Genomic DNA, 16,191 nt, shown 5'->3' with positions numbered 1-16,191 from the left:
GTAGGAGAGGTGATTATGATAGACATTTCACAAAAATTAAATATTGAAACTTTACAGAACAAAATCCAGGATCAGTTTGATCGAGAGATATTGAATATTTTAAATGGACAGGCAATGTACGAGCAATTTCAAATACATCAATTAATGGGAAAAAGTGATTATGTTCCTTTTAATGAAGCTATGTGTTCACATGAAACAAGTGAGATGATTTTTAGTGATGAATTTAAAAGATTAAGAACTTTAGGACATCAGGTATCTTTACAAGAATATGAGAATATTACCATTCTTCCTTTGAAGCTACTGCTTGAAAAACGTTACAAATGCATTGTTTTATGGTTTGGTGATGACATGTTCTGTCAGATGAATTTGCTGACGGTGCTGGCATATTTAGAGCAAGTGGGATATAAAGGTAAAGTATTCTTTTGTATGGTGGATGAAATGACTTATGAGGTAGAAGAAATTGAAATATCTCCAGCAGGTTATAAAGAAATTTATCGACAGGTATTGATCCAGCATTATCTTCCGAAAGATCAATTGATGCCGGTCATGTTTCAGGGGATCAGATTATATTTGGAATACTTAAAGAAAGATAATGAAATCACAGCTTATATAAAAAAACATCTACATAAACCTCATGATGAATTGCTGAAAGATTTATTTCCTTTGTTTCCTCAGTATGGTTTAGGTGATGTGCAATATTTAAAAATTATTGAAACCATAGCTAAATCCTAGTGTCTTTAGCTATGGTTTTATTTATAAAAAATAGATTGATCAATTCATAATTCACCCAGTAATCTTTCGCATAATCCACTCTATAGGTCCTCTAGAAAATTTATTTCTCCATAACCCTAAATCATATACAAAAAATGAAAAAACAAATAGTAAATGTTAACACAAAATCGAATTCAATAATGCTTCTTTTAATTTCCATAGGGAAAACGTCCTTTAAATATGTTATGCAATACTCATAGTGAGTTATATTTTTCGAAAGTATGTATTACTTTCATGCACAAATGTTGAGAAAATATTACTTTATCTATTCGTGTGAAAAAGAGAAAGGTAATGTAATCAACTTTATAGAATTACTCGTACATTCAAAAATTTATTAAAGAGAGTGGAGAGTGATTCGAATGTTGAAAAAAAGAGTAGTGGCAATTGCTGCGGCAATACCGTTAGTATTAGGAACAGTATCTACTGCTTCAGCGGTAGAAGGGAAGCAGGTAAAGATAGATAGATATTCTCCTCAGGAAAAAGCAGCTGAATATTTAAAAGCGAATGCCGCGCAGTATGTATTAAAACCAGACCTATCAGACTTGCAATATATTTCAACAACGGATACACAAGTAGCCTCTTATGTTAGGTTTCAACAAGTAGTAAATGGTTCCCCTGTATTTTCAAGGCAAATAACCGTGACTCTTAATGGAAAAGGACAGGGGTTGCTTGCGGTTTCGGATTACCAACCTGTTCAAAAGGTAAAAGAAATAAAGCAAAAAATTAGTGAGAAAGATGCGGAGCAAAAATCAAAGGCATATGTTGGTGGAGAAAGTGAACAAAATCTATGGGCTCCAACAATGAATGAATTTGGTTATGTTATTGAAGATGGCGTTGCTATTCCAGTATATCGAGTTGTAGTCCATTCCAATCAACCATTTGGTGCATGGGAAACATTTATTGATGCTGAGAGTGGAAAGTTAATTAAAAAGGTTGATATAAACCGGAAAGCAGAGGGGACAGGGAAAGTGTTTATGCCTAATCCTGTCGTATCAAGTGGTAGTTTAACTGGATTAAAGGATAATAATGATGCAGATTCAGCAACATTAAATAATCAATTAAAAACCGTTACTTTAAAAGGCTTAAATGGAACTGGTTTTTTAGTTGGAGATTATGTCACTATTTCGTCAAAAGCAAAAACAAAATCGTCAACTCTTCAATTTAATTACACACGTGCAAATGATAGTTTTGAAGATGTGATGGCATATTATCATATTGACACTTTACAACGTTATATCCAACAAATAGGTTTTAATAATATTAATAATCGTTCTATTAAAGTGAATGTGAACGGAACGAGAGATGATAATTCTTTCTACTCTCCATCAACAAAGGCTTTAACATTTGGAACGGGTGGAGTAGATGATGCGGAGGATGCGGGAATTATCGCACATGAATATGGGCATTCGATTCAAGATAATCAAGTGCCAGGCTTCGGAAATTCTGCAGAAGGCGGAGCAATGGGAGAAGGATTTGGAGATTTCTTAGGTGCAACTTATGAAGACGCTACATCAAATACAGGATATGGAAAAGCATGTATAGGAGAATGGGATGCAACCTCTTATTCTAGTTCTAATCCAACATGTTTACGCCGACTAGATAATAATAAGGTGTACCCAAGAGATGTGCAAAATGAAGTACACGCAGATGGAGAAATTTGGGCACAGGGTGAGTATGAAATGGCACAAGCTTTCGGTCGTGATGTAGCAACAAAAATCATTTTACAATCGCATTGGTCGTTAACACCAAATGCTAAATTCAATGATGGAGCAAAAGCGATTAAACAAGCAGATGCTCTTTTATATGGGGGACAACATGCCGCGGAAATTGACCGCATTTGGGCAGCACGCGGAATTCGTACAAATTAATATTGTGAATAAGAAAAAATCCGTGGTTTTTCATTTAATCACGGCTTTTTTGAGGGAGGGAGCATTATTTTTTTGTTTCTTTAAATACAAAGTGCACTTTAAACTTTCTGCCTTCGACCTTTTGACCATTTCGCATTGCTCGAAATGGATGCTCTTGCCATGTAATCGTGACATCTACTTCATCTGATTTTGTAGAAACAGGAAAATTCGCATGCTCAAATCCTATTTTTCCACTTGCTATCCGACCTTCTTTTGAAGAAAATAGTTCATATTTTGTTTCTTTGTTCGGTTCATTTCGAAATACTTCTACTTGAACGTTGTATACTTCATTTTTTCCGATGTTTTGTACGGAGAAGTGATAGGTGTGAAAAACACCTTTTTTAGGTTGCAACATGTCTTTGTCTTTCTGTTTGACTTCATCAATATTGATTTTCCATTGTTTTGAATGTTGCGAGACGGGTAAAGACTGTGGAGAATAGGCATATACTTCATTTGTCATAAGCATACATAGTAGCAAGAACGAGAAACTTACAATTTTTCTCATGTATAAACCTCCAGAATAAATTTACTACTAATATGCGTAGAAAGGTAAAGCGCTATGTAATGAAATGAAAAAATTGAAGAATGGAAAGCTTGCTGAGAAAATTGCAGAAGCTACACATGAAAAGTATTCAAAAGATAATGTACGGATGTTTTTAAATAAAAAGGATATAGTAAAAGAAATTGAAAAAGTAGCAAATGAAAATGATGTTGTATTAGTGACGAGATTATGAAGGATGGCAGTAGAAGACAATGGAATTGAAATTAAAATCAGAAAATAAAGAAAAATAACTTGCATTTTTTCTTTTAAAGGAATAGAATACTCTGTAAATATAAAAAGTGATGAACAGGAAAAGTACATGGTGCAAGGGTCTACAGAGAGCAATCGGTTGCTGAAAAGATTGCGATACCGCATGATGGAAAGACACCTGTGAGCGTTGCTTTGAACGTGATGATTAGTAAAAGCAAACGGTACCTACCGTTATCAGGTCTAAGATGGTCAGTATGACAATTTGGGTGGTACCGCGGAAAAATCCGTCCCTATTTATAGGGGCGGATTTTTGTATTCTTTGAAAGGAGGTGAGTGACCGTGGATGATGACGATGACAACAATAATGTAAATAAATATGAGAACATAGGAGGAAAAAATAATGGATCAAACAATGAAGCGGTCACTCGTTCGTGAATGTAAAACATCTAGCCAAAAGGTAGTTTTATTACAAGGTTGGGTAAAGAAAATTAGGCATCTCGGGAATATCAGTTTTTTATTATTACGTGACCGAACAGGTGTCATCCAATGTGTGTTAGAAAAGGAGTTAGCTGGATATAAAATAGATGTAGAAAGTGTTGTTCAAATTATTGGCGAACTTGTAGAAACTACAAAAACAGAATTAGGCGTGGAAGTAATTGTAAAAGAAGTAAAGGTACTAAACACTTCCGAACAACTTCCTTTTGAAGTGAATAAAAGAAAGTTGCAAGTTGGTTTAGATCAAATGTTAAATGAGCGCGTCATATCGCTTCGTCATGAACGGATACAAGCAATTTTTACGATTCAATCTACGCTCGTACAGGCATTTAGTGAATTTCTAATAGAGAACGATTTCACACGTATCTTTACACCGAAAATTGTTTCGCAAGGAGCAGAAGGTGGAGCGAATGTGTTTAAGCTCCCGTATTTTCAGAAAGAAGCGTATTTAGCTCAATCGCCTCAATTCTATAAACAAATGATGGTCGCAGGTGGATTGGAACGTGTTTTTGAAATCGCTCCTGTTTATCGAGCTGAACATCACAATTCTTCTCGTCATTTGAATGAGTATATCTCTTTAGATGTAGAGCTTGGATTTATTCATGATTTTCATGAAGTGATGGCATTAGAGGCAAATGTTTTACGCCATATGTTTGAACAAGTTGAGCAGAAATGTAAAAAAGAGTTAAAACTCTTACAAGTTACAGTTCCTATCATTACAGAAATTCCAAAGATTACACTTGCAGAGGCACAACGTATATTAAAAACAAAATATAAAAAAGAATCACCAGCAGGGGATTTAGATACAGAGGGCGAAAAGTTACTCGGAAAATATGTGAAGGAAACATACGGTAGTGATTTTGTTTTTATTACACATTATCCGAAAGAAGCGAGACCGATGTACACAATGCCGAATAGAGAAAATCAAGAGGTTACAGACTCCTTTGACTTATTGTATAAAGGGTTAGAAATTACATCAGGTGCGCAGCGCATTCATGATTACGATATGTTACTTTCTTCTTTTAAAGAAAAAGGATTACACTCAGGAAATTTCCAATCTTATATTGATACATTTCGTTATGGGTGCCCGCCACATGGAGGATTTGGGATTGGGCTAGAAAGGCTTGTATATAAATTTTTAGAATTATCGAATGTGCGAGAAGCGAGTGCATTTCCGAGAGATTGTACGCGTCTTGTACCATAAATTGAAAAGAATCTTCGTGCTTGATGCGAAGATTCTTTTTTATGATAGCGATTTGTATAGTAAGCTTCTTTCGTAGTAGTTTTTTGTTTGAAAGAAGAAAAACTTCTTTTTTTTCGACAAAAAATAAATATCTTTCTTGACACTCATATATATAAACGATATAATTCGTAGTAATTTCAAAAGAAATTATATTCAGAATATTAGATTGCGTGGAATAGGAGTAGTAAGGTCATGTATTTGTACAGAGAGCTATGGGTTGGTGCGACATAGTCAAATAACATCCTGAACTCGCCTAGGAGCAGTAAGGTGGAACAGAAGTCTAATTCTTAGTAAATCTTAACGGTTAACCTTCGATAACAGGTTTGTAATCAAACGATTACTGCTAAGGTGGATTCATAATGGAATCAATAAGAGTGGTACCGCGTTAAGTAAATGGCTTAGCGTCTCTTTATATAAAGAGATGCTGGGCCATTTTTTATTATATATAGGAAGAAATGGAGGGTTTATTTGGATTGATCAATTATATTTATTTATTAATATAAAAAGATTTAATTAGGAGGAAAATAGGATGAAACAGACGGAGCAATGGACTTCAAAACTAGGCTTTATAATGGCAGCAGCAGGATCCGCAATTGGACTTGGCGCAATATGGAAGTTCCCTTATATTGCTGGGAAGAGCGGAGGAGGCGCATTCTTTTTAATTTTTATATTGTTTACAGTATTAATAGGCCTTCCGTTATTGATAGCGGAATTTATGATAGGGCGTAGTACACAGAAACAAGCAATTGGAGCATTTAAAAGCATCGCACCGAATACAGGATGGCATTGGATTGGACGTCTTGGCGTTGGCACTTGTTTTATTTTGCTATCATTTTATAGTGTTGTTGGTGGCTGGGTATTAATCTATTTATTCAGAGGGATTACTGGACAATTGATTACACCGCAGCAAAATTATAGCTCGTTATTTACAGAAACAATTGGGGATCCTGTTTGGGCAATCGTTGGTCATTTTGCCTTTATGTTTATTACGATTTGGGTCGTATCAAAAGGGGTACAAAATGGGATTGAAAAAGCGAGTAAATATATGTTACCAGCATTGTTTGTTCTGTTTGTCGCTCTTATTGTACGCTCCTTAACACTTGATGATGCGATGAAAGGGGTTAAATTTTTCTTACAGCCGGATTTCTCAAAAATCACATCGGAAAGTATTTTGTTTGCAATGGGACAATCATTCTTTGCAATTAGTATAGGGATTTCAATCATGGTCACGTATAGTTCTTATTTAAATAAAAAAGAAAGTTTGCCACGTTCAGCGGTAACGATTGTTGGACTGAACCTATTTGTTTCTCTATTTGCTGGTCTAGCTATTTTCCCAGCAGTCTTTTCACTAGGAATGGAGCCAACAGAAGGACCAGGTTTGCTATTTATCGTATTACCATCTGTATTTAGTCAAATTCCATTTGGTAGCTTTTTCTTAACAGTATTTCTTGCACTATTTACATTTGCAACATTAACATCTGCATTTTCTCTACTTGAAACAGTTGTTTCAGCACTAGCAAATGGGCAGCAAGAAAGAAGAAAGAAATTGTCATGGATCATTGGGTTTTTAATTTTCTTAATAGGTATCCCATCTGCACTTTCATTTGGCGTGTGGAGTGATATTACAATCTTCGGTAAAAATATTTTTGATGCGATAGACTTTTTATCTAGTAATATTTTAATGCCACTCGGGGCCTTATTTATTAGTATTTTCGTATCATTTAAAATGGAGAAAAGAGTACTGGAAGCTGAATTCTTTGTTGGCGGAAATTATGGGAAATCAGTATTTACTTGCTGGGTATTTTTACTTCGATATGTTGCTCCGATTGCGATTATCATTGTCTTTTTGAATGTGATTGGGATTATTTAACTTGAAATGTTATAATATTCAGTAAAAATAGAGGTGGATAAAATGAATTATTACGCAACCGATATATAACGTGTTCAGATTCGTGCTCCTCCTATTTGTATATGAGGTCAAAATATGAAAATAGGAGGAGAGAAAGATGCTGGAAGTGCGTGGGAAAAAGTTATATGTGGAGACATATGGATCACGAGAAAATCATCCTGTATTGTTTCTTCATGGAGGACCTGGTGAGATGTGTTTTGATTTTTCCTATCATCAAGCACATAGATTACAAGATTTCTTTCGACTCATTGCTATTGATCAACGTGGGGTAGGGCGTTCAGAAGAGATTGGGAGGCAAGAGCAGTTTGGGTTGAGGGATCTTATTGAAGACTGCGAAGAGTTAAGGAAGATGTTAGAAATTGAAAAATGGTCTGTTATTGGACATTCCTTTGGTGGTTTTCTAGCGTTGTTATATGCAGAAATGTATCCACAATCCATTCAAAAAATTATTTTTGAAGGTCCTACTTTTGATTTTGCATTAACTAGTAGAGCATTATTAAAAAAGACAGCATTTCTACTAAAGAAGTATGGAAAAGAAAAACAAGGAAATGAATGCATAACGATCATCGAGAGCGATGCTAGTTCAGAGGAACTACTAGAGGCTTATTCGAAATTAAGTGGCGAATTAGAAGAAAACAGAATGGAAATATATAATTACGGTGAGGATGAAACGGATTATAGTTTATATAGTGAAGAAGAATGGGAAGAGTTTTATAATCGTTCCGAAATTCATTTTGCAAGATTGAAAGAGGAAGGGGCTATTCATCAATCACTACTATCAAAATTAAAAAATGTTGAGAATCCGATATTGCTCATTATAGGGAAACATGATGTGGTAACCTGTGAAAAACAAATCGAAACTTTTAAAAGAGATGCTCAAAATGGTGAAATTATTGTCTTTGAAGAGAGTGGTCATACACCACATTATGAAGCAGCGGATCAATTTGCAGAAACTGTAATTAATTTTTTGAAGTAAAATAAGAAAAGGTGCTTCATGAAATGAGAAGCACCTTTTCTTTATGTTAAATTTCAGGATGGAAGATTGTAATGTAAGGCCATTTACTTTGCCAGTTCTTTTTTTGTAATCTTTTTTCATACATATTAGTGCGCTCTTTTGTTTCGAGGAAATGAGGTGTTGGCTTCACCTGTAACGTGAGAACATCTTCTATTCCACAAGGGGCAGTTAATACAACATGATTTTGATCATCTAATGTAACTCCCAGAGCAGTCGCAGTTTCTGGGAATTTAGAAATTGCATCAATGGAAGATGAGTAGGGTGGCATGTTATTAACTACATGCATGCGAGCTTGATTTTTCACTGACCATGGAATAGTAGAATCTATATTTTTAAGTTTATTTTCTAATTTTTCTTCGGCCGATTCGCTTATATGTAATGGGTCAAAATAGATAATATCTATGTCTGGCGTTGGCGTTCTTACTTCATATCCATGAAGAACATCCCAAATTTTAGAGCGAACAAATCCAGCGCAAACCCACCAATCAGGCAGTTGTAGAGATTTCACCGTCTGTAATACTTCTATCATCCAAGTATCGTTTTGTATAAGTTTAATAATATCTTGTTCTGTTTTCATATGCATACATATCTCTCCTTAAAAAATGTACTCTTTTATTAGGGGTTGCTTCTACTAATTGAGATTCCATAATGGAGTGCGTCATTCACTGCGTGAGTTTAATAATCCATAAAATCCAATAGGCGCCAGGTACAAATAAGAGTTGAGCTAATAGTGTACCGAGAAATCTTGAAATCATAAGCCAACCAAACGTTTTACTCATTGTGTCAGCACCGTTTTCTGATTGAAGCGCACGCTCTGTTAAAAGAGCAATACGCGGATCTAGCAGTACAGTTAATAAAATTGTAGCAAATCCGTTAATAAGACCGGAAGCTGTGATAGCTTTCGTTGCGAATTTCGGACTCAAATAAGAAGCATATAAGGCTGAAAGGACCCCCGCAGTATAAATTGCAGTTGCGAACACATTAATGAGCATAATTCGTTTTGGAATACCGCCAACTCGCATACGGTGGATCATTTCGAATTTTGGAAAGCGGACATATTTTTTTGTATACTTCAATTTTTGCACATTGTTTGTGTTCATCATTCGAATGAATGAGCCATCTGCTTCAAAATTTTGAATTACATATCCAAATAACTTTGTTAAAGTTGGGTACAGAATAATGGAGAGCAGTGTACCGATAGAAGCGGATAATAAAACAAGGCGCATCGTACTTTCTAAATTAATTAAAGCACCACTCTTAGCTTGATTGATGATACCACCAAGTAAAAAAGCTTGTAGCAAGTTGGATGTTCGTGAAATAAGTAATACCATCCCAACAACGGATAATGCGACGACAATTTTCTTTAAACGAACGCCTGCTAGTCGAATACTATAAGAGCTCGTTTCAACTGCATGGATGATAATTGTAAAAGCCATTATAAAAATTAATGTTGTCATCATTTTTAGTCACCATTTTTCTATGAAATAATAATTATAATACAACAAGAGCAAAGTTTTGGGTATATATGGATAAAACTTAGATGAAAAAGAAGAGACATATAAAAGAATACAAAGATTTGAAATAGTGTAATATTTTGTTAATATAGAAAGGATGGCAATTTTTTTAGGGGGGTGTGTCATGCATACATATTATAGTAATCGTGCCAAAGAGTATGAAGCAGTGTATGATAGGGACGATTCAGTGAGACAAGCAGAACAATTAACATTACAACAAAAGCTAAAAGGGTTGTGTTGCGAGAAGGAAGTTCTAGAAGTTGCTTGTGGTACAGGATATTGGACACAGTATGTAGCGGAAGTGGCTGAACATATTACGGCGGTAGATTACTCGGAAGAAGTATTGGAGGTAGCAAGAGCTAAGGGGCTACCGGAAAATAAAGTTTCTTTTCATAAAGGAGACGCGTTTGAATTGGGAAAATTCCAGAAAACATTTCAAGGCGCATATGCAAACTTTTGGTTCTCACATATTGCAAAAGAGGAGGTCACTAATTTCCTAGAACAATTTCATAAAGTGTTAGAAAAAGGAGCAATGATTTGCTTCGCAGATAATATGTATAATGAAGGAATTGGTGGACAGCTTTTACATAAAGATGGAGATGAAAACACGTATAAAGTTCGTTCACTTGCTAGTGGAGAACATTATGAAATTATAAAGAACTATTATACGAAAGAGGAACTGATAGCTATCTTTGGACCTTTTGCAATAGATTTAGAAGTTCATATGGGCGAATGTTTTTGGTGGATTACATACACAGTAAAATAAACGGGGGAGAATGGATGTATACAACATTTCTATTTGATTTAGACGGAACATTAACAGATCCAAAAGAAGGAATTATTAATTCGGTTTTATATGCATTACGAAAAATGGAAATAGATGAACCGAATCAGGAAGAGATAGAATCTTTTATAGGACCTCCGATTCAGCATTCGTTTGCAGATAGATACAAAATGAATGAAAAACAAGTTGAACAAGCTGTTGCATATTTTCGAGAATATTTAAAGCAAAGTGGTTTGCTTGAAAATAAAGTTTATGAGATGGTTCCATGCATTTTACAAGAATTAAAAGATGAAAAGAAACGTTTATTTGTCGCAACTTCAAAACCGACCATATTTGCAAAACAAGTGCTAGAACACTTTAACTTGAGTCATTTTTTTGAAGAAATTGTAGGTAGCAATTTAGACGGAACTCGAATAAAGAAAGATGAAATTATTGAATATATTTTACATACGAATTCAGAGCTGCAAAGAGAAGAGATAGTAATGATTGGGGATAGAAAGCATGACATGATAGGGGCTAACTGTAATGGCGTCGATTCTATTGGTGTATTGTATGGATATGGAAGTGAAGAGGAATTAAAAGAGGCGGGGGCAACACACATTGTGAAACATGTCGAAGAGTTGCGAAGCTTTTATACAAAAGATCAAAGTTTAAAAATATAAGGTGAAAGAAGGAAATCCCTTTATAGAGAGCGGTAGCTAATTCGCTTTTGTTTAAAGGGATTTTTCAAATGTAATAGAATAAATAATAAATATGCTATTTCCATTATAAAAATTTTGTTAGAAAAAGAGGAGGAGTGTCAGGATTTGAATTGTTAGGAAAAGAGATTTTGTAGGGAATACATAGAAAACGACGAGTTAAAAAGATTGAATTTTCAATCAAAAAGGAAGGTGAGAGAATTGGAGTTAGTTATTATTTTATTAGCACTTAGTTTACTTATGTTTGTTGCCTATAGAGGATTTTCAGTTATTTTATTTGCACCGATTTTTGCATTATTTGCAGTGTTTTTAACGGAACCTAGTTTTGTATTACCTTTCTTTTCAAATATTTTTATGGAGAAAATGGTAGGCTTTATTAAATTATATTTTCCAGTCTTTTTACTTGGTGCAATCTTTGGTAAAGTAGTAGAAATGTCTGGAATTGCAGATTCAATTGCGAAGACAATTATTGACGTGGTGGGTGAAAAGCGGACCATTTTGGCTATTGTTTTAATGGGAGCTGTTTTAACTTATAGTGGTGTCAGTGTTTATGTTGTTGTATTTGCAGTCTATCCATTTGCAGCAAAATTGTTTCGTCAAGCGAATATTCCTAAGCGTTTAATACCAGGAACAATCGTTCTTGGAGCCGTTACATTTACGATGGATGCACTTCCAGGATCACCGCAAATTCAAAATGTAATCCCAACAACATTTTTTAAAACAGATATTTATGCAGCACCTATACTTGGTATTATTGGAGCGATTTTTGTTTTAACGTTAGGTTTAATTTATTTAGAGAACAGGCGTAAGAAGGCAAAAGCAGCTGGAGAAGGGTATTTTGGTTTTGAAGATGGGAATTCTGAAATGGCAGCATCATTAGAGTTAGAGCAAAAGAATCATACTCCTTTCCAAAGTATTGAAATTTCGAGGGCACAGCAAGTTGTTGCTTTTGTACCCCTTATTTTAGTAGGGGTTATGAATAAGTTTTTTACGATGACAATTCCAAAGTGGTATCCGAATGGTTTTGATTTTTCGGCAATTGGAATGCCAGCATTTGGAAAGGTAGAGTTAAGTGCAGTAATTGGGATTTGGTCGGTAGAATTAGCACTTGTCATTGGAATTATTACAACGCTTTTATTATATTGGAAGCGTGTTGTAACGGGATTCCAAGCCGGATTGAATACAAGTATTGGAGGAGCGTTACTCGCAACAATGAATACAGGAGCAGAGTTTGGATTTGGTGGTGTGATTGCAGCACTTCCTGGGTTTGCGATTATACGAGATAGTATTTCTGCAACATTTACGAATCCACTCGTGAATGGAGCAGTGACAACAAATATTCTTGCTGGTATTACCGGTTCAGCTTCAGGGGGGATGGGAATTGTTTTAAGTGCGATGGGAGATAAATTTATTGCGGCTGCTGATCAATACAATATCCCACTAGAGGTTATGCATCGCATTGTCTCAATGGCATCGGGTGGAATGGATACACTTCCACATAACGGAGCGATTATTACAATCCTTACTGTTACAGGATTAACACATAAACAATCGTATCGTGATATATTCGCTGTAACAATATTGAAAACGGTCGCTGTATTTTTAGTAATTGCTTTTTATACATTTACAGGAATCTACTAATAAATTTATTGTTCTGGAAGGAAATAATGATTTGAAGTAGAATATTAAATTTGATAATTTATGTAGTAGAAGGTTCACATTATAAAATATTTAGTAGGGAAAGAAGGGGTGGGTTACTTGCAAGAAATCGCGGAATTTCGTATGCCAAAGAACGTTTTATATGGGAGAAATTCACTTGATAAACTAGGAGAACAAGCGATTAAACTAGGGAAAAAAGCCTTCATTATCAGTGATTCTATTATGAGAAAGCTTGGCTATATCGATGCGTGCGTGAAACTACTAAAAGCAAAAAAAATAGATGTTATTACCTATGAAAATGTAAATGTAGAACCAACAAATATGCATGTTTTGGAAGCATTAACGATATGTACAGAGTCAAAATGTGATTTTATTATTGGCCTTGGCGGAGGAAGTTGTATTGATGCAGCAAAAGCGGTAGCAATCCTTTCTACAAACGAGGGAGAAATTGAAGATTATGTACAAAAGCATATAGAAATAGAAAAGCAACCGTTACCTCTTATTGCGATTCCGACAACATCTGGTACTGGATCAGAAGTGACAAGTGTTGCTGTTATTACAAATACAAAAACAAATGTCAAAATGATGATGAAGCACCCAAATTTCACGCCACAAATAGCGATTATCGATCCTTTATTGACATGTTCTGTTCCACCGAATGTTACGGCAGCAACAGGCATCGATGCACTATGTCACGCGATTGAAGCCTATCTTTCTAGATTTTCGCAACCGCTTACAGATGTACTAGCACTTGCAGCAATTGGATCGATAATGAAACACTTACGAATCGCCTATGAAGATGGAACAAACCTAGAAGCACGCGAAGCAATGATGATCGCTTCTTTACAAGCTGGTATTGCCTTTTCAAATGCAACGGTTACTTTAGTACATGGAATGTCACGTCCAATCGGAGCGCTATTTCATGTGCCACATGGTATATCAAATGCGATGTTATTACCAGCAGTTTTAGATTTTACAAAAGTTTGCTCAGTTAAACGTCTTGCCGATATTGGTCGGATTATAAACCCGGACTTACATTCATTATCTGATGGAGAAGTTGCTGATTATACGATTTTTGAAATAAAAAAACTTTGTTTAGACTTACATATCCCGAATCTTAGGGAGTATGGAATTGATCAACTTGAATTTGAAAATGCCCTTTCAAAAATGGCAAAAGATGCATTAGCTAGTGGGAGCCCGAGTAATAATCCACGCATTCCTTCTTATCATGAGGTGAAAAAATTATATCGCATTTGCTTTGACTATCAATATGAAAATCCCGTAATTACCTCGTGAAAATTCTGAATATTATTAAAATATTTCCACGGAAATGAAAAGAGGTGCATAGAGTAATTTCAATGGCATCGGGAGGAATGGATACACTCCCGCATAATGGAGCGGTTATTACATTATTAGCCGTAACAGGATTAACACATAAACAATCATATCGTGATATCTTTGCCATTACGATTATTAAAACATTAGCTGTTTTCCTAGTTATCGGTGTTTATAGTTTAACTGGGATTGTATAAATGAAAATACGCAAACACGACTTTTACATTAAAGTCGTGTTTTTATTATATAAAAAATATACAATAAAAACAGGTAAGTAATCTATTATTTGAGATTAGGGAGGGACTTTATATGAAATTGATTGGCCTTATCGGTGGGATGAGCTGGGAGTCATCGGTTGAATATTATCGGATAATCAATGAAGAAGTAAAAAAGAGATTAGGAGGTTTACATTCAGCGAAATGCATTTTATATAGCGTTGACTTTGCGGAGATTGAACATTATCAATCTGAAGGTGATTGGGAAAAGGCCGGGAAGATATTAGGAGAAGCTGCATATTCTCTTGAGAAGGCTGGAGCTGACTTCATTGTTATTTGCACAAATACAATGCATAAAGTTATTAGTAATATTAAAGAGAATGTGAATATCCCTATTCTACATATTGCGGATGCAACAGCTATGGAAATAAAAAAACATGGGATTCGATCAGTTGGTTTACTTGGAACGAAATATACGATGGAACAAGATTTTTATAAATCCTGCATAGAAGAAAAGGGTATGAAAGTAATAATCCCAAATGAAATGGATAGGGAAATAGTAAATAGAATCATATATAACGAGTTATGTTTAGGAAAGATAAATCAAACAGCAAGAGATTCCTATAAGAGAATAATACATAGTTTAGTACAAAATGGAGCAGAAGGAATTATATTAGGGTGTACAGAAATAGGACTATTAGTGAAACAGGAAGATACTCAAGTTCCTTTATTTGATACAACTTTTATACATGCGGTTGAAGCTGTAAACATATCTTTAAGTGATTAAAACCACTAAACAAACATAATATTATTATGTAAACTGATGTGATTGTATAGATGGAAAACATTCAGAAAATATTTTATAATGTAAGTGGTTACAATAAGGGGGAGTATGGATGTTTTCACTTCAGCCAATTGCTTTTGTACATAATGAAAGAAAAATGATAAGAGATGATGAATGGGGAGATGTACAATCTTTTATTACATTAATAGAATCATATGCAGAAGAGAGTATATTAGGAATCGAAAGCTTTTCGCATATTGAAGTAATCTTTTATTTTCATAAAGTAACAGATGAACAGATTCAATATTCGGCTAGACATCCACGGAATAATAAAGAATACCCGAAAGTAGGTATTTTTGCCCAGCGAGGGAAAAATCGTCCAAATCGATTGGGAGCGACAATTGTAAAAGTCGTAAGGCGAGAAGGAAAATCAATTGTAGTGGAAGGATTAGATGCAATTGATGGCACGCCTATATTGGATATAAAGCCTGTTATGAGGGAGTTTTTACCGGATGAAGATATTATACAACCTGAATGGGCAACGGACATTATGAAAGAGTATTGGAAAGGGAGCGAAATAAAATGAAAGTATACGAAGCAACAATTGCAGATTTAGATGGATTAGCGGATGTGTTTAACAATTATCGTATGTTTTATAGACAGAAATCAAATGTAGAAGAAGCAAAAGTATTTTTACGTAATCGTATAGAACGAGAAGAATCTATTATTTTTGTAGCTGTAGAGAATGGACAATACCTTGGCTTTACCCAATTGTACCCTTCTTTTTCATCTATTTCTATGAAAGAGTTATGGATATTAAATGATCTTTTTGTTCAAGAAGGTAACCGCGGAGCTGGCATTGGAAAGAAATTATTAGAAGCAGCGAGAACTTTCGCATTAGAGAATGGTGCGAAGGGATTAAAACTGCAAACAGAAATAGACAATATATCAGCGCAACGATTATATGCTGAAAATGGTTATTTGAGGGATAGTCGTTATTTTCATTATGAATTAACATTCTAGCATCAATATGAATGCAGGTGAACATACAAACAGAACTCTATCATGCAACATATATTACTATTGTATAAGTTAACGTGTCTGTTCTTAT

Annotated in this window: 16 protein-coding genes, 1 pseudogene and 2 other annotated features; of the genes and pseudogenes, 14 read left to right on the top strand and 3 right to left on the bottom strand. The window is 34.8% G+C overall.

Annotated features, from left to right (window positions below):
* Positions 1–15: 15 nt before the first annotated feature.
* A complete protein-coding gene (locus tag CN373_RS08230) occupies positions 16–732 on the top strand; it encodes a hypothetical protein (protein ID WP_000565552.1) in 717 nt (238 codons plus the stop codon).
* 398 nt (positions 733–1,130) lie between these two features.
* Entirely contained in the window at positions 1,131–2,639 is a 1,509-nt protein-coding gene (locus CN373_RS08225; RefSeq protein ID WP_000914785.1) for a M36 family metallopeptidase, read from the top strand.
* Between the two features lie 64 nt (positions 2,640–2,703).
* On the opposite strand, the gene CN373_RS08220 is transcribed toward CN373_RS08225, so the two are convergent.
* Positions 2,704–3,183, bottom strand: coding sequence for a hypothetical protein (locus CN373_RS08220; RefSeq protein WP_098359061.1), 480 nt, complete (start codon positions 3,181–3,183; stop codon positions 2,704–2,706).
* A 64-nt stretch (positions 3,184–3,247) separates the two neighbouring features.
* Between CN373_RS08220 and CN373_RS25505 the strand changes: the two genes are divergently transcribed.
* The 4 genes from CN373_RS25505 to CN373_RS08200 all read left to right on the top strand — a co-directional run bounded on the left by CN373_RS25505 (position 3,248) and on the right by CN373_RS08200 (position 8,052).
* Entirely contained in the window at positions 3,248–3,412 is a 165-nt protein-coding gene (locus CN373_RS25505) for a hypothetical protein (RefSeq protein WP_165770746.1), read from the top strand.
* A 100-nt stretch (positions 3,413–3,512) separates the two neighbouring features.
* Positions 3,513–3,724 (top strand) — a binding site (T-box leader).
* Between the two features lie 105 nt (positions 3,725–3,829).
* Positions 3,830–5,128, top strand: coding sequence for an aspartate--tRNA(Asn) ligase (gene aspS, locus CN373_RS08210; protein ID WP_000372947.1), 1,299 nt, complete (start codon positions 3,830–3,832; stop codon positions 5,126–5,128).
* A 201-nt stretch (positions 5,129–5,329) separates the two neighbouring features.
* Positions 5,330–5,579 (top strand) — a binding site (T-box leader).
* A gap of 117 nt (positions 5,580–5,696) precedes the next feature.
* Positions 5,697–7,037: a sodium-dependent transporter gene (locus CN373_RS08205; protein WP_098359060.1), complete on the top strand. Its 1,341-nt coding sequence runs from the start codon at positions 5,697–5,699 to the stop codon at positions 7,035–7,037.
* A gap of 136 nt (positions 7,038–7,173) precedes the next feature.
* The gene (locus CN373_RS08200) at positions 7,174–8,052 is read left to right on the top strand and encodes an alpha/beta fold hydrolase (protein ID WP_098359059.1); all 879 of its coding nucleotides are present in this window, start codon (positions 7,174–7,176) and stop codon (positions 8,050–8,052) included.
* A gap of 46 nt (positions 8,053–8,098) precedes the next feature.
* On the opposite strand, the gene CN373_RS08195 is transcribed toward CN373_RS08200, so the two are convergent.
* A complete protein-coding gene (locus tag CN373_RS08195) occupies positions 8,099–8,674 on the bottom strand; it encodes a nucleotidyltransferase family protein (protein ID WP_098359058.1) in 576 nt (191 codons plus the stop codon).
* 79 nt (positions 8,675–8,753) lie between these two features.
* Positions 8,754–9,551 (bottom strand): lipid II flippase Amj family protein, encoded by a 798-nt coding sequence (locus CN373_RS08190; protein WP_098359057.1) that lies wholly within the window; start codon positions 9,549–9,551, stop codon positions 8,754–8,756.
* Between the two features lie 178 nt (positions 9,552–9,729).
* Here CN373_RS08190 and CN373_RS08185 point away from each other — a divergent pair, with 178 nt between their 5' ends.
* From CN373_RS08185 to CN373_RS08150, 8 genes and pseudogenes are all read left to right on the top strand, one after another.
* The gene (locus CN373_RS08185; RefSeq protein WP_000557790.1) at positions 9,730–10,371 is read left to right on the top strand and encodes a class I SAM-dependent methyltransferase; all 642 of its coding nucleotides are present in this window, start codon (positions 9,730–9,732) and stop codon (positions 10,369–10,371) included.
* 14 nt (positions 10,372–10,385) lie between these two features.
* Entirely contained in the window at positions 10,386–11,051 is a 666-nt protein-coding gene (locus tag CN373_RS08180; RefSeq protein ID WP_098359056.1) for an HAD family hydrolase, read from the top strand.
* A 237-nt stretch (positions 11,052–11,288) separates the two neighbouring features.
* Positions 11,289–12,728 (top strand): GntP family permease, encoded by a 1,440-nt coding sequence (locus CN373_RS08175; protein ID WP_098359055.1) that lies wholly within the window; start codon positions 11,289–11,291, stop codon positions 12,726–12,728.
* A 108-nt stretch (positions 12,729–12,836) separates the two neighbouring features.
* Positions 12,837–14,042 (top strand): iron-containing alcohol dehydrogenase, encoded by a 1,206-nt coding sequence (locus CN373_RS08170; protein WP_111901920.1) that lies wholly within the window; start codon positions 12,837–12,839, stop codon positions 14,040–14,042.
* A 44-nt stretch (positions 14,043–14,086) separates the two neighbouring features.
* A pseudogene (locus CN373_RS08165) lies at positions 14,087–14,278 on the top strand (GntP family permease); the annotation flags it as partial.
* Positions 14,279–14,390: 112 nt separating this feature from the next.
* Positions 14,391–15,083: an aspartate/glutamate racemase family protein gene (locus CN373_RS08160; RefSeq protein WP_000766637.1), complete on the top strand. Its 693-nt coding sequence runs from the start codon at positions 14,391–14,393 to the stop codon at positions 15,081–15,083.
* Between the two features lie 109 nt (positions 15,084–15,192).
* Positions 15,193–15,666 (top strand): tRNA (N6-threonylcarbamoyladenosine(37)-N6)-methyltransferase TrmO, encoded by a 474-nt coding sequence (gene tsaA / locus CN373_RS08155; protein ID WP_098359053.1) that lies wholly within the window; start codon positions 15,193–15,195, stop codon positions 15,664–15,666.
* Positions 15,663–16,103 carry a GNAT family N-acetyltransferase gene (locus tag CN373_RS08150; protein ID WP_000870119.1) on the top strand — a complete coding sequence of 147 codons (441 nt, stop codon included), beginning with the start codon at positions 15,663–15,665 and terminating at the stop codon, positions 16,101–16,103. The genes tsaA and CN373_RS08150 overlap by 4 nt, the downstream gene beginning before the upstream one ends.
* Positions 16,104–16,191: the final 88 nt, after the last annotated feature.

Origin of the sequence: Bacillus cereus, from assembly GCF_002561295.1 — a bacterium.
Lineage (GTDB): Bacteria > Bacillota > Bacilli > Bacillales > Bacillaceae_G > Bacillus_A > Bacillus_A cereus_S.
The sequence above is the reverse complement of the archived record's forward strand: the minus strand, read 5'-3'. Positions and strand labels throughout refer to the sequence as shown.